The sequence below is a fragment of the Lysinibacillus sp. FSL H8-0500 genome (genome assembly GCF_038051955.1).
Classification (GTDB): Bacteria; Bacillota; Bacilli; order Bacillales_A; family Planococcaceae; genus Lysinibacillus; species Lysinibacillus macroides.
Window position 1 is genome coordinate 1,285,228 of sequence record NZ_CP150292.1, and the last position, 14,652, is coordinate 1,299,879.

Below are 14,652 nucleotides of genomic sequence, written 5' to 3' on the forward strand. Positions count from 1 at the left end.
GGGTGAGCAGATGACCAAAATCAGAGTTCATGAATATGCGAAACAAGTGAATAAAACGAGTAAAGAGGTTATTGAAGCACTAACTAAACTAAATGTGAGTGTAACAAACCATATGTCCATGTTAGAAAAGGACGCTGTGGCAAAGTTAGACAAATCATTTAAAGCAACACCTGTGAAAAATGTAGCAAAACAGCAAACGCAAAATATCTCACAAAAACCTCAAGCAAATGGTCAGGCAAAAACGCAACATTCAGCGAAAAAACAAGAAGGGCAAAGACAGCAATCTGCTACGTCTAAGCCGAAAGCAAATAATCAGCAACATTCAAATTCGTCTAACGAAAAATCTAAGAATACAAAAGGTAATCAAAATAGAAATATGACACAAAATAACAATAATAATAATCGCAGAGGCGGCGGCTACAACCAACGTCCAAAACCAGGAATTCACGGAGGCAAACGTCGCCATCCAAAAACACATCAACCATCTATACCAGTAAAACAAAAGGAACTTCCAGAAAAAATTACGTTTGTGGAATCTTTATCAGTAGCAGAGCTAGCAAAAAAATTACACCGTGAACCATCTGAAATTATTAAAAAATTATTTATGCTTGGCGTAATGGCAACTATTAACCAAGAATTAGATAAGGATGCAATTGAATTAATTTGCGCAGACTATGGTGTAGAAGTGGAAGAAGAAATTCGTGTGGATATTACGGATTTAGAAACACACTTCGAGCAGACAGAAGAAGTAAACGAGGCAGTTTTATCAGAACGTCCGCCAGTTGTCACAATTATGGGACACGTTGACCATGGTAAAACAACATTATTAGACTCTATTCGTCATACAAAAGTAACAGCAGGCGAAGCTGGAGGTATTACGCAACATATTGGTGCTTACCAAGTAACAGAAGGTGATAAAAAAATCACATTCCTTGATACACCAGGACACGCTGCGTTTACAACGATGCGTGCACGCGGTGCAAAAGTAACCGATTTAACAATTTTAGTAGTAGCTGCTGATGATGGGGTTATGCCACAAACAGTAGAAGCTATTAATCATGCCAAAGCAGCTGAAGTACCAATTATTGTGGCTGTGAATAAAATGGATAAACCATCAGCAAACCCAGACCGTGTGATGCAAGAATTAACAGAACATGGCCTAGTGCCTGAGGCTTGGGGCGGCGACACAATTTTTGTACCAATTTCTGCTTTAAAAGGTGAGGGCATTGATACACTATTAGAAATGATTCTACTTGTTGCGGAAGTTGGCGAGCTTAAAGCGAATCCAGATCGTTTAGCAATCGGTACAGTGATTGAGGCTCAACTTGATAAAGGGCGTGGCTCAGTGGCTACCTTATTAGTGCAAGATGGTACGTTAAAAGTAGGAGATCCAATCGTTGTTGGTCATGCACATGGTCGTGTGCGTGCAATGGTCAATGATAAAGGACGCCGTGTCAAAGAAGCTGGACCATCAACACCAGTGGAAATTACAGGCTTAAATGATGTACCACAAGCAGGTGACCGTTTCGTTGTCTTTGAAGATGAAAAAACAGCACGTCAAGTTGGGGAAACGCGCGCAATGACAGTCATTCAAGCCCAACGTTCAGAGAAACAACGCGTAACGCTTGATAATTTATTCGAACAAATGAGCCAAGGTGAAATGAAAGAGCTTAACTTAATTGTAAAAGCAGACGTTCAGGGTACTGTAGAAGCAATGGCTGCTTCATTAATGAAAATCGATGTGGAAGGCGTTAATGTGAAAATTATTCACACAGGTGCTGGGGCAATTACAGAATCTGATATTTCACTTGCTGCCGCTTCTAATGCGATTGTTATTGGCTTCAACGTACGTCCAGATATAAACGCCAAACGTGCAGCAGAAGAGGAAGGCGTGGATATTCGTTTACACCGCATTATTTATAAAGTAATCGAAGAAATTGAACAAGCGATGAAAGGTATGCTTGATCCTGAATTTGAAGAAAAAATCATCGGTCAAGCAGAAGTTCGCCAAACAATTAAAGTATCAAAAGTTGGGACGATTGCGGGTTCATATGTTATAGAAGGAAAAGTAACACGTGATTCTGGCGTACGTGTAATTCGTGATAATGTTGTTATTTTTGAAGGCGAGTTAGATACACTGAAACGCTTTAAAGATGAAGTAAAAGAGGTAGCAAAAGGATACGAATGTGGTATTACGATTACAAACTTCAATGATATTAAAGAGGGCGACATTATTGAAGCCTATATTATGGAAGAGATTAAACGCGTATAATGATTGTTTACGCAGAGGTTGAATTCATGATTCAAACTGCCCATTCGTTAAAGGAAAAACGAGCTGTCTTACAGCGTATGATTACACGCACAAAGCAAAAGTTTAATATATCCATTGCGGAAATTGACCATCAAAATGTATGGCAGCGCACAAAATTAGCCCTTGTAGCTGTTTCCTCATCAAAGGAGGCAGCCGAACGGGAAATTAATCATGCGCTTCATTATTTACAGTCTAATCCATCTTGGGAACAGCTAAATGTGTGGCGAGACTATTTATAAGTAATAGTAGATAGTTGTGGTAGCGATAGAGGAATGAGTATACAACTATCCGTACATCGAAATAGAGGTGACAAATTATGTCTCTACGTTCAAATCGTGTTGCTGAGCAAATGAAAAAGGAGCTTGGTGATATTCTTGGCCGTAAAATCAAAGACCCGCGTGTTGGCTTTGTGACTGTTACAGGCGTTGAGGTAACAGGTGATTTACAGCAAGCGACAATTTATATTACATCTTTAGGCAATGAACGTGAACGAGAGGAAACGCTAAAAGCTTTAGTGAAAGCTTCTGGCTTTATTCGCTCAGAAATCGGCTCACGCATTCGTTTACGACGCACACCAGAACTAATCTTTGAATTTGATTCATCGATTGAATATGGCAACCGTATTGATTCATTGTTAAGAGGTTTACACAAAGAATAAGCTAATAAAAAGTCTGCCACATGCATCGTCATGCAGGCAGGCTTTTTCTTGTAGAGCAAGCAAGTGGGAGGAGCTATATGAACGGTATTTTACCGCTTTGGAAAGAACGGGGTATGACAAGCCATGATTGTGTCTTTAAGCTACGAAAAATTTTGCGAACGAAAAAAGTTGGACACACAGGGACATTAGATCCAGGCGTTGAGGGTGTTTTACCAATTTGTATTGGACAAGCAACCCGCATAGCAGAATATTTAACAGATGCAGGTAAGACCTATGAGGCGATCATTTCAATTGGGCGTACTACAACAACGGAGGATGCAGAAGGCGAAACCGTGGAGCAAAATCATACAATAAAAAAGTTTTCTCGTGAGCAGTTGTTAGAGGTGTTAGCTTCATTAACAGGGGTTATTGAACAAACTCCTCCTATGTTTTCAGCAGTAAAGGTCAATGGTAAACGTCTTTATGAATACGCCCGCAAAGGGGAAACAATTGAAAGGCCCACTCGTCAGGTCACTATTTATGCTTTAGAGCTTTTAGATAATTTAGAACGATACGAGGGACAAGAGATTACATTTCCTGTCCGCATCGCCTGTAGTAAAGGGACGTATATTCGCACATTAGCTGTACAAATTGGTGAGGCTCTCGGTTATCCAGCACATATGAAAGAGCTTGTACGCACTGCCTCGGGTACCTTTACACAGGATAATTGCTTTACATTAGCACAGGTTGCAGAGCTGATGGCGGCAGAGCAGATAGCAACCTGTATCTTACCTGTCGAGTATGCATTAACAGACTATCCATATATAGAGATAACTGCTGCTCTTGAAAAAGAAATTTTCAATGGACAAGTGCTGCCAGCAGATGCATTATTAAAGAGACATGATAAAATTGTGTTTGGAATCAATGGCAAAGCAGTGGCAGTTTATCAAGCTCATCCTACAAAGGAAGGGCTGATGAAGCCACATAAAATGTTTCCGATGATAGAGTAGGAGGATTTTTCAATGGAGGTCATTCATTTAAAATACCCACATCAATTACAGCAACGGGAAAGCATGCAGCCGTATTCATTAGCGCTAGGCTTTTTCGATGGTGTACATAGAGGCCATCAAGCAGTAATTAAGGCAGCGAAGGAAGAGGGAGACAAGCGGCACATTCAAACTGCAGTGATGACATTTGATCCACATCCTTCACTAGTCCTTGGTGGACGCAATGAAAAAGTTTTTTATATTACACTTTTACAGCAGAAATTACAGCTTTTCAAAGAGCTAGGGGTGGATGCTGTATTTGTTGTTCATTTTACATCTGATTTTGCTAAGCTTTCACCAGCCGCATTTATTGATACATTTATTCGTGCATTAAATATTCAACATGTGACAGCTGGGTTTGATTTTTCATTTGGTGCATTTGGTAAAGGTACAATGGAAGAGATGCGTGTATTGAGTAATGGCGATTATGGTGTGACAGTTGTTGAGAAACAAAACGATAACGTTGAGAAAATTAGCTCTACCCGTATTCGTAAGCTTTTACAAGAAGGTGAGATGGAAGCTGCAAAAGCATTATTAGGAAGACCCTTTGAGATCAGTGGTATTGTTGTCCATGGTGATAAACGTGGTCGTACAATAGGCTTCCCCACAGCAAATATTCAAGCATTAGAGGGAACGTATATTCCAGCAAGCGGTGTCTATGCGGTGCGTTTGCTTGTTCAAAATACCTGGTATGATGCTGTTTGTAATGTAGGCTATAAACCGACTTTTAAAGATCCGAACGATAAACAGTTATCCATTGAAGTTCATATTTTAAACTTCAATAAAAATATCTATGGGGAAGAAGTGCATGTCACTTGGTATAAACGTATTCGAAGTGAGCGGAAATTTGAGGGTATTGAGGCACTAAAGACCCAAATTGAAAAGGATAAACAAGAAACGATTCACTACTTCAATGAACTTTAGTGAGGGCAATGTTTTCACTTGCTTGAGCAATTATTTTATGGTAATATTCATAAGTGCATAACTGCTTAACCTTAGCTCGGTAGATCGATGACTCCAACGTTTACTGTGCTAATGGGGATACATTATTATTTAGGAGGTCCATATAAATGGCTATTACAAAAGAACGTAAAAACGAAATTATCGCTGAGTACCGTACTCATGAAAGTGACACTGGTTCACCAGAAGTACAAGTTGCAGTATTAACAGCAGAAATTAATGCGTTAAACACACACTTACGTACACACAAAAAAGATTTCCACTCTGAGCGTGGTCTTCTTAAAATGGTAGGTCGCCGTCGTCACTTATTAAAATATCTTCGTGAAACTGACGTACAACGTTATCGTGAACTAATCAACCGTTTAGGCTTACGTCGCTAATTAATAGCAAGTTTTAGACTGTAGACATATTAAGACTGTCTACAGTCTTTTTTATCATATAATTTTGTTCATTAGAAAAGTCATAACTTTTTATAGAGCAATAGACGATAACCAAGAAGGATTTATACCGAATGCAAGATTGTTAGATTCTAGGCATCTATTATCGTTCATTCAAACATCGTGGAGACTGTGAACAAATAAAAGATGATTTAATACTATTGTTTTACAAAGAAGGGTGAGTTGAGTGTTTAATAAACTATTACGAGAAAATTCGATTGTTGCTGGTATCCTAACCGTTATTCGCATTTACTTAGGATGGCATTGGCTGACAGCAGGCTGGGGAAAAGTAGTAAATGACTTTGATGCCACTGGCTTTTTAGCAAATGCAGTAGCAAATCCAGTGACAAGTGGTAGTGACGGAGAAATAATGTATCCATTATATGTGAAATTTGTGGAAGCATTTGCTTTACCAAATGCCCCGCTTATTAATATCCTGATTCCTTGGGGAGAAGTTTTAGTAGGGCTTGGACTATTTCTTGGCTGTTTAACAACCTATGCAGCATTTTTCGGCATGGTAATGAATTTTGCTTTTTTATTAGCAGGTACGATATCCAGTAATCCTTGGGATATTTTACTATCCATCTTTATTGCTGTTGCAGGTTATAATGCGGGTAAATTTGGACTAGATCGCTTTGTGATACCATTGTTTAGAGAAGAATTAAAAATAACGAATACAAGTGGTAATTCAACAAACACTATATCTAAAAATACATAGTAGACTGATCTTCTAGTCACAATCTTTCAATAAAACGAGGCTGATCATAAATTTTCTGATTCATAGAGAGCGAATTTCCTCCAATAAATAGCTAACAATCTTATATAGCATAAGGAGTTTGCTGATCGTTTCCTTTCGTGTAAACATTCTTTAGTCGATTAGGATACTATACATGTTATAATAAATCTATTGGATAAATCTGCCCCTGAAAAACATTGTGCTAAGGAGCAGTTATGACTAATCAAGAAGAACGCTATGAAAGAAAAATCTACAGTATACAAGGATAAAAATGCTTTTTCAATAAAATATCGAAATAAATCTTAAATAAATTGGCAATAACTGAATTTACATGTATGATGATTTTAGGAAATATTTTTAGCATAGAACAAGCATTTTTGGTACACTTACTATTAGTACATACAGACGAAGTAAGTGTTTTATAATAGAGAGGGGTTCATTAAATGAACGAAAAGAAAGTCTATTCCTATGAATGGGCTGGCCGTCCACTTGTAATTGAAGTAGGACAGTTAGCAAAACAAGCAAACGGAGCCGTATTAGTACGCTATGGCGATACTTCTGTACTTGCTACAGCAACAATGTCAAAATCACCAAAACCACTTGATTTCTTCCCATTAACAGTTAACTATGAAGAGCGTCTATATGCTGCAGGTAAAATTCCTGGCGGCTTTATTAAGCGTGAAGGACGTCCATCTGAAAAAGCTATTTTAGCGAGCCGTTTAATCGACCGTCCGATTCGTCCGATGTTCCCTGATGGTTTCCGTAATGAAGTACAAGTTATTTCTATGGTTATGTCAAATGATCCTGACTGTACATCTGAAATGGCAGCAATGGTTGGTTCATCATTAGCATTAGCGATCTCTGATATTCCATTTGATGGGCCAATAGCAGGTGTACAAGTTGGTTATATTGATGGAGAATTCATTGTAAACCCGACAGTAGAGCAATCAAATCACTCAACAATTCATTTATCTGTAGCAGGGAACAAAGATGCTATCAACATGGTTGAAGCGGGTGCACTTGAAGTACCAGAGGAAATCATGTTAGAAGCAATTATGTTCGGTCATGAGGAAATCAAAAAAATCATTGCCTTCCAAGAGCAGATTGTGGCAGAGGTTGGTAAGGAAAAGTTACCAGTGACACTGTTTGAAATTGATGAAGCCATTAAAGCCGATATAAAAGCAACTTGTGAGACTGATATGCATGATGCAATTCAAACTATAGAGAAACACGCACGTGATGAGGCAATTCAAGCTGTTAAAGATCGAGTTATCGCTTCCTATGAAGAGCAAGAAGCAGATGACGAAACAATGAAACAAGTATATACAATTCTTGACAAGATGGTAAAAGAAGAAGTACGCCGTCAAATTACAGAAGATAAGATTCGTCCAGATGGTCGCAAGCTCGATGAAATTCGACCACTTTCTTCTGAAACAGGCTTATTGCAGCGTACACATGGATCTGGTCTATTTACACGTGGACAAACACAAGCACTATCTATTTGTACACTAGGAGCACTTGGTGATGTACAAATTATTGATGGTTTGGGTGTGGAAGAATCAAAACGCTTTATGCACCACTATAACTTCCCACAATTTTCTGTAGGAGAAACAGGCCCGATTCGTGGACCAGGTCGTCGTGAAATTGGTCATGGTGCTTTAGGGGAGCGTGCACTTGAAGCAGTTATTCCAGATGAATCTGTGTTCCCTTATACAATCCGCTGTGTATCAGAGGTACTTGAATCAAATGGTTCAACATCTCAGGCCTCTATTTGTGCATCAACATTAGCAATGATGGATGCAGGTGTGCCATTAAAAGCACCAGTAGCAGGTATTGCAATGGGTCTTATCAAAAAAGGCGAGCACTATTCTATTTTAACGGATATTCAAGGCATGGAAGATCATCTAGGTGATATGGACTTTAAGGTTGCTGGTACTGCTAAAGGTGTAACAGCCTTACAAATGGATATTAAAATCGATGGCTTATCTCGCAATATTTTAGAAGAGGCACTGACACAGGCTAAAGTAGGACGTATGCATATTTTAGAATCTATGCTTGCCACACTATCAGAACCACGTCAAAAATTATCTGAATTTGCACCAAAAATTGTCATTGTAAAAATTAATCCAGATAAAATTCGCGATGTTATTGGACCTGGTGGTAAACAAATTAATAAAATTATTGAAGAAACAGGCGTTAAGATTGATACAGAGCAAGATGGCACAATCTATATTTCTTCTGCTGATGAAGCAATGAATGCACGCGCAAAACAAATTATTGAAGATATCGTACGCGAAGCAAAAGCAGGCGAATATTACCTAGCAACAGTAAAGCGTATTGAAAAATTCGGTGCGTTTTGTGAAATCTTCCCGGGTAAAGATGGCTTGTTACACATTTCCGAAATTCAAGAGGAACGTACGAAGCAAGTAGAGGATGTTTTAAAACTTGGTGATGAATTACTTGTGAAAGTAATTGAAATCGATAAGCAAGGTCGTGTGAATTTATCTCGTAAAGTAGTGATACAAGAAGAAAAAGAGCGCGCTACACAAGGTAAATAATGATTATTCAAAGGCTGCGTCTCATGCGCAGTCTTTTTAAATAGTCATAAAAAGGCGAGCACTGTTACTAGGATGAGAGACAGATAGAAGTGGGGGAGATTTTATTGGTTCAAGTACATACATGCCAAAATGGTGTGCGTATCGTATCAGAGCAAATTGATTATGTAAGGTCTGTAGCTTTAGGCATTTTTGTCAATGCAGGCTCTCGCTACGAGTTGCCTGAAGAGAATGGTATGACACATTTTATCGAACATATGCTGTTTAAAGGAACAACAACTCGCTCAGCGCGTCAAATTGCCGAGGAATTTGATCGAATTGGTGGAGAGCTTAATGCTTTTACATCCAAAGAAAATACATGTTATTATGCTAAGGTTTTAGACCATCATGCAGAACTTGCTGTTACTATATTGGCAGATATGTTTTTTAACTCTACATTTGCCGAAGAAGAATTGGAAAAAGAACGACAAGTCGTATTAGAGGAAATATTAATGAGTGAAGATGCGCCTGATGATGATGTCCATGAAAAGCTATGGAGTGTGATGTATCCAAATGATGCCCTTGGTCGCCCAATATTAGGTACAGCCACTACATTAAAAACGTTTACAGCAGCAACAATACGACAATATATGGCAAAGCATTATGGTCCTAAGTCCGTTGTTATTTCTGTTGCAGGTAATATCTCACCACAGCTTCTTACAACGATTGAACAGTTCTTTGGGCAATACGAGCCTTCACCGTTTGCTATTGAGCCTGTCTTAACGTATCCAACGTTTCATGCAGGGGAAATTATGAAAATACGCGATACAGAGCAAGCACATCTAGCTATTTCCTATCCAGCAATTGGTGTCAAGGACCCTGATATGTATAGCTTTATTGCACTAAATAGTATTATCGGTGGCAATATGAGCTCCCGATTGTTTCAAGAAGTACGTGAGGAACGAGGGCTAGCTTATTCTATTTTCTCTTACCAATCCTGCTATGCAGACGTTGGTGCTTTTACGATTTATGGTAGCACAAGTCGTCAGCAACTAGGACAGCTTCAGCATACCATTGATGCTACTTTATTGGATATTGTTGCTGCTGGTGTAACAGAGGAAGAGCTGGACAATGCGAAGGAGCAGCTAAAAGGAAGCTTTGTGCTTGGCTTAGAGGGCACAGGTGCACGCATGAATCGCAATGGGACAAGTGAGCTTGTGCATCGCAAGCATCGTACAGTGGATGAGGTACTAGCGTCCATTGATGCGATCTCCATGGAGTCAGTAGATCGCTTAATTGCGAAAATTTTAAAAGCCGAACCAGCGATTTCAATTATTGGACCGAGTGAATAAAACGTTAAAGGAGAAATCGTATGTCAAAGCCGCTTGATATGCAACAAATCATACAAAACTATAAAGCATTTCTCCAACGTAAAAAAACATGTGTATTAAGCTTTGTTGATGGGGAAGGAAAGCCTTTTAGTAGCCCTACACCATCTGTTTATCTAAATGGTAATTTTTATCATTTTCCGACAAAAGACTCCCACTTTAAGGAACGTGAAGGGGACACCCTGTGAGTAAATGGGAGATAAATGTCGGTAGGCGTTAGCCTAAATTGTCACACAATTAGAACGTATGTGCTCTAATGAACCTGTACAGATTGCTCTTTGAAAACTGAAGATAGGAGGTTGTAACAGGAAAGTTCGTCTGTTATATAAAATCTTTAACGTTCTATCGCTCTATCTAGCCGAAAAGCGAAAACCAAGCAGTACGCTAGACAGCGGAGTCCAACGTACAATCCTTGCAAGTTTTTCACTATAACTAGACGTTGGCCTAGTGTTCACAGGAATCCCACACTTCTACAAGTGGGGGTAGTTCAAGTGTATATGAGTCATATTGCTGAGCATTATCCATGAATGAAGCACTCAACGGCAGTGGAGGTACTATGTGTCGCAGATGAGGCAGCAACAGCAAATCCATTTGCAATAGAAAGAGCACGCTGGCAATGTCAGCCTCAATATTTAGGAAATACAGGTTATGAGGAAATATTTGTAGCCTTTGATCAAAAATTCCATGCAAATTTGCTGGTGATATTGCGCTCTCTCGATTTTTCTCCATTCGAACTAACACCACTTGAAGGTCGCTATATTATTGGGTTTGGTAAAGCCTTTACGATTGACCCTATCACGGATACATTAACCCATATTGTGATTGATAAAAAATAGGTTGCCTAGTGAAGGCAGCCTATTTTTATGCAATTTCTCTTTCCATATAATAAGAGCATTTTCGAAAAATAATAAAGCCTGTCTGGGATCGCCCCCTAAAATTCTTTTCGCTGGTAGATAGTTGTTGCAAGTAAAGAGGATAGCCAAAGTATAAATAAACCAGCAAAAGGTGTTATGTAAACAAACTGCTTTAAATTTGCTAGTGTTATCGTTATATTTGGTAAGTACTCTTTAAATAAGCTTACTAGAGCACCAGGCATAAAACAAAAAGCCATCAGGACAAAGCGGCCTTTTATAGAGCCAAAGTGAATATAAATCGGTAATAATACAGCTAATAGACAAAGTGCGAGTGTTGCAATTAGTGAAAAGTTGAGGAATAGGTCTGTGATTATTTCTTGCTGTGTGAAAAAATGAATAAGCAAAACAAGAGGTAAGGCAATAATTAGACCAATCATCAGCAATAAAAAGCTAAGAATATATTTACTAAGCACAATATCCCCCTTTGTAAGAGGGAGTGTATTGGCATAGCGATCCCATTTGCTTTGTTCATCATAGGTAAGGGCAATCATCGCTTGCATTGTCACAATAAAGACAACAAGTGTTAATAGGATGGCACTTTGTTGTGTAACAATTGCCATTATAAGAAGAAACAGTACAATAAATGCCTGTGATTTGATTTGACGCTGAATTATGATTAAATCTTTGAAAATAAGACCTGCCATTATCAAACACAACCTTTCACATAAAATAATATAATATCTTCAACAGAAGGCTTTTCAAGCTTAAATGCCTGATTCACTTCATTTTTCAGCACTAAGGCTTCCGTACCAAATGTGCCATTGCGTGTTCGTATAATAGCGTGCTCTGGCAAGTCGTTTACTTCCTCATTTGAGCCTTTGAAAATACCGTATTCGTATAAAAGAACATCCTTGCTTTCGCTCAATAAAATTTCACCATTATGAATCAGCGTAATATAATCTGCAATTTTTTCTAAATCGCTTGTAATATGAGAAGAAAATAAAATGCTGTGGGTTTCATCCTGCATAAATTCTAAAAATAAATCTAAAATTTCATCGCGAATAATTGGGTCGAGTCCACTTGTTGGCTCATCTAAAATTAAAAGCTTTGGATGATGGGCCAGTGCCAAGGCAATCGATAACTTCATCCTCATTCCTCTCGATAGCTCTTTAATCTTCTTCCTCTTTGGTACGTTAAATTGGATTAATCGTTCAAAATAATAGTCTGAATCCCATGCTTTAAAAACCTTTTTCATCATTTTGTCGAGCTGTGTCGCATTGAGTGTGTCGGGTACATATAAATCGTCAAAAACGACACCAATGTCGTTTTTTATCGATAATTCATGTTCGACAATATCTTTGCCAAAAAGCAAGATTTCGCCATATTCTTTTTTTAGTAAATTCAGCATGCATTTAATCGTTGTTGATTTCCCAGCGCCATTTTCACCAACAAAGCCCATGATAGTTCCCTGAGGTACTGCAAAGCTTATATCTTTTAAAGAAAAGCTCTCAAAGTCTTTGTGTAAATTATGAATTTCAATAGCATTCATTTAAGTGTCCCCCTCTAATATTAACGATAGTAGCTCCTGCAATTCCTCTTTTGATAGGCTGGCTGTTTTAGCAATTCTTACAGCCTTCTGCAAATGCTCCTCCACCTGCCGAAGTAACTCCTCACGTAAAAAATCCTGATTGCGTTCAGTGACAAAGCTGCCTTTCCCAGCAACTGTTTCGATGAAGCCGTCTCGTTCTAAATCGGCATAAGCGCGCTTGGTCGTCATCACACTTATTTTTAAATCCTTTGCCAGCGCACGTATTGATGGCAGTGCATCACCTGCCTGTAGTTTATTGGCCAGAATAGCTTCTTTGAGCTGTATGGTAATTTGCTCATAAATAGGTTTATCACTGGCATTGCTTAAATGGATATGCACAAATCTTCACCTCTTACAATTGTATATATACACAATACACAGTTGCCGTTAAAAATGCAATATATTCCTCCTTTAGGTAGGGGCACGATTTGCAAAAACTCGGCATATATTGGGATAACGGCTCAAGGAGGGAGATGAGGCATGTTACTATCTGAAATGGTGGATAAGGAGTTAATTCAAGTTGAAGGTGGTGTCCATTTTGGCATTTTGGCACATACAGAATGTCTATTGGATGTACAAACAGGTAAAATACATGGTTTTGAAATTGTGAAAGATAAATTACCATTCCAAAAAAAGAAAATGAAGGTTAGTGAAATGATACCTTGGCATGAAATTATTTTAATCGGTGAAGATCGTATTTTATTTAATAAGACATCGACCGTACAATCAGAATATTTACAGTGAGGTGAGCTTTTGGAAAACGAAAAGTGGCTTGTTATTGGTGAAGACTCCAGGTTAAAGGAATTAGCAGCCATGCTTAGAAGTCCATCGAGAACAGTGTTTTATAAAAGAACATCCGTTTGGAATGAGGAGTTAAATAAACTTGTTTTAGAATTTCAACCTAATAAAATTGTATTACCTATTCTTCCATTGAAAATAGAAGTAGAACAGTTATATGGCATTTCACAAGTTAAATTTTATACAGGTCGTTTAACCATGCATTGGAAGCAATTATTAGCAAAGAATAAATCTATTTGCTATTTGCAGCAAGAATCTTTTATTTGGCAAAATGCTCGATTAACAGCGGAGGGATTTATCGCCACGTTTTACGGACTCGAGCAAAAATGTATTTACGGACAAAAATTTACAATCGCAGGTTTTGGACGCATCGCCAAAATGCTCGCCTCTTTACTTGTTAAGATGGGTGCTGATGTGCATATTGTGGCACGCTCTGTTGTGCAAGTAAGTGAAGCTAAAGCATATGGCTATAAAGCAACAAATTTAGATGATCGTCAATGGTCGATTCATGAGAGTATTTTTATTAATACCATTCCAGCTAAATGGATTACAGAGTCATTTAGGGAGCATATTCCAGCCACTTTATATGATTTAGCTTCAGAGCCTGGTTGTTTAGATATAGATGCAGAGCAATTGCAAACTTATGTATTATTGCCTTCATTGCCTGGGAAATACTTTGCACATGATGCAGCAAAAATATTGTGCAAAGCTATAGAGGAGGAAGAAAATTGTTAACGGGGAAACGAATTGGGCTAGGTATTACAGCCTCCCATTGTACGTATGAAGATGTTGTACCTAAAATTCAAAATTTTATTGATGTAGGTGCAACTGTTATTCCGATTATTACCCATTCAGTCCTACATGCTGCAACACGCTTTGGTACGGGAGAAGAGTGGGTGGCAAAAATAGAGGCATTAACAGGTGAAAAAGTGATTTCTTCTATTAAAGAGGCAGAGCCATTTGGACCATCCAATCCATTAGATGCAATGGTCATTGCACCAATGACAGGTAATAGCATTAGCAAATTTGCCAATGCGGCAACAGATAGCCCTGTATTAATGGCTGCAAAGGCAACATTGCGTAATGGTTCACCTGTTGTTTTAGGAATTTCCACAAATGATGCACTTGGTTTAAATGGCATTAATATTATGAAGTTGTTAAATGCTAAAAATATTTATTTTATCCCATTTGGTCAGGATGCTCCCCAGACAAAACCAAATTCATTAATTGCTGATTTTGATCAAATGGTGGCAACTGTTCATGCAGCAATTACGCAAAAAAAACAATTACAACCACTATTGATACAATATTTTAAATAAATTATAGATTACACACAATTTTCAGTATTTTTATGATACAATAG

17 protein-coding genes are annotated in these 14,652 nt (G+C 38.3%); 14 read left to right on the forward strand and 3 right to left on the reverse strand.

The features are described from left to right. The first annotated feature begins 10 nt into the window (after positions 1 to 10). The 11 genes from infB to MHB44_RS06005 all read left to right on the forward strand — a co-directional run bounded on the left by infB (position 11) and on the right by MHB44_RS06005 (position 10,885). A complete protein-coding gene (infB, locus tag MHB44_RS05955; RefSeq protein WP_341301952.1) occupies positions 11 to 2,272 on the forward strand; it encodes a translation initiation factor IF-2 in 2,262 nt (753 codons plus the stop codon). Further along, positions 2,272 to 2,550 carry a DUF503 domain-containing protein gene (locus tag MHB44_RS05960; RefSeq protein ID WP_341301953.1) on the forward strand — a complete coding sequence of 93 codons (279 nt, stop codon included), beginning with the start codon at positions 2,272 to 2,274 and terminating at the stop codon, positions 2,548 to 2,550. Before infB ends, MHB44_RS05960 begins: the two co-directional genes overlap by 1 nt. Before the next feature lie 77 nt (positions 2,551 to 2,627). Continuing rightward, the gene (rbfA, locus tag MHB44_RS05965) at positions 2,628 to 2,969 is read left to right on the forward strand and encodes a 30S ribosome-binding factor RbfA (RefSeq protein ID WP_341301954.1); all 342 of its coding nucleotides are present in this window, start codon (positions 2,628 to 2,630) and stop codon (positions 2,967 to 2,969) included. 77 nt (positions 2,970 to 3,046) lie between these two features. Further along, positions 3,047 to 3,958: a tRNA pseudouridine(55) synthase TruB gene (truB, locus tag MHB44_RS05970; protein WP_341301955.1), complete on the forward strand. Its 912-nt coding sequence runs from the start codon at positions 3,047 to 3,049 to the stop codon at positions 3,956 to 3,958. Between the two features lie 12 nt (positions 3,959 to 3,970). Beyond that, positions 3,971 to 4,918, forward strand: coding sequence for a riboflavin biosynthesis protein RibF (ribF, locus tag MHB44_RS05975; RefSeq protein ID WP_341301956.1), 948 nt, complete (start codon positions 3,971 to 3,973; stop codon positions 4,916 to 4,918). Positions 4,919 to 5,064: 146 nt separating this feature from the next. Then, entirely contained in the window at positions 5,065 to 5,334 is a 270-nt protein-coding gene (rpsO, locus tag MHB44_RS05980; RefSeq protein ID WP_008178982.1) for a 30S ribosomal protein S15, read from the forward strand. Positions 5,335 to 5,578: 244 nt separating this feature from the next. Further along, the gene (locus tag MHB44_RS05985; RefSeq protein WP_341301957.1) at positions 5,579 to 6,109 is read left to right on the forward strand and encodes a DoxX family protein; all 531 of its coding nucleotides are present in this window, start codon (positions 5,579 to 5,581) and stop codon (positions 6,107 to 6,109) included. A 461-nt stretch (positions 6,110 to 6,570) separates the two neighbouring features. Continuing rightward, positions 6,571 to 8,685 carry a polyribonucleotide nucleotidyltransferase gene (gene pnp, locus MHB44_RS05990; protein ID WP_341301958.1) on the forward strand — a complete coding sequence of 705 codons (2,115 nt, stop codon included), beginning with the start codon at positions 6,571 to 6,573 and terminating at the stop codon, positions 8,683 to 8,685. Between the two features lie 104 nt (positions 8,686 to 8,789). Next, on the forward strand, positions 8,790 to 10,013 hold the full coding sequence (locus tag MHB44_RS05995; RefSeq protein WP_341301959.1) for a pitrilysin family protein: 1,224 nt from the start codon (positions 8,790 to 8,792) through the stop codon (positions 10,011 to 10,013). 20 nt (positions 10,014 to 10,033) lie between these two features. After that, positions 10,034 to 10,237, forward strand: a complete 204-nt coding sequence (locus tag MHB44_RS06000; protein WP_341301960.1) for a pyridoxamine 5'-phosphate oxidase family protein — start codon at positions 10,034 to 10,036, stop codon at positions 10,235 to 10,237. Positions 10,238 to 10,576: 339 nt separating this feature from the next. After that, positions 10,577 to 10,885: a hypothetical protein gene (locus MHB44_RS06005; RefSeq protein ID WP_341301961.1), complete on the forward strand. Its 309-nt coding sequence runs from the start codon at positions 10,577 to 10,579 to the stop codon at positions 10,883 to 10,885. A gap of 95 nt (positions 10,886 to 10,980) precedes the next feature. On the opposite strand, the gene MHB44_RS06010 is transcribed toward MHB44_RS06005, so the two are convergent. Genes MHB44_RS06010 through MHB44_RS06020 form a run of 3 tightly spaced genes read right to left on the reverse strand, consistent with a single transcriptional unit; the run spans position 10,981 to position 12,830 of the window. After that, the gene (locus MHB44_RS06010; protein WP_341301962.1) at positions 10,981 to 11,607 is read right to left on the reverse strand and encodes an ABC-2 transporter permease; all 627 of its coding nucleotides are present in this window, start codon (positions 11,605 to 11,607) and stop codon (positions 10,981 to 10,983) included. A gap of 2 nt (positions 11,608 to 11,609) precedes the next feature. Further along, positions 11,610 to 12,452, reverse strand: coding sequence for an ABC transporter ATP-binding protein (locus MHB44_RS06015; RefSeq protein ID WP_341301963.1), 843 nt, complete (start codon positions 12,450 to 12,452; stop codon positions 11,610 to 11,612). After that, the gene (locus MHB44_RS06020; RefSeq protein ID WP_341301964.1) at positions 12,453 to 12,830 is read right to left on the reverse strand and encodes a GntR family transcriptional regulator; all 378 of its coding nucleotides are present in this window, start codon (positions 12,828 to 12,830) and stop codon (positions 12,453 to 12,455) included. Positions 12,831 to 12,971: 141 nt separating this feature from the next. Between MHB44_RS06020 and MHB44_RS06025 the strand changes: the two genes are divergently transcribed. From MHB44_RS06025 to MHB44_RS06035, 3 genes are read left to right on the forward strand one after another with little or no spacing between them, the layout of a single operon-like run. Next, positions 12,972 to 13,235, forward strand: a complete 264-nt coding sequence (locus tag MHB44_RS06025) for a sporulation protein, YlmC/YmxH family (RefSeq protein WP_053993973.1) — start codon at positions 12,972 to 12,974, stop codon at positions 13,233 to 13,235. Between the two features lie 9 nt (positions 13,236 to 13,244). Continuing rightward, positions 13,245 to 14,024 carry a dipicolinate synthase gene (locus MHB44_RS06030; RefSeq protein ID WP_341301965.1) on the forward strand — a complete coding sequence of 260 codons (780 nt, stop codon included), beginning with the start codon at positions 13,245 to 13,247 and terminating at the stop codon, positions 14,022 to 14,024. Further along, on the forward strand, positions 14,018 to 14,608 hold the full coding sequence (locus MHB44_RS06035; RefSeq protein WP_341301966.1) for a dipicolinate synthase subunit B: 591 nt from the start codon (positions 14,018 to 14,020) through the stop codon (positions 14,606 to 14,608). The genes MHB44_RS06030 and MHB44_RS06035 overlap by 7 nt, the downstream gene beginning before the upstream one ends. The last annotated feature ends 44 nt before the right edge of the window (positions 14,609 to 14,652 follow it).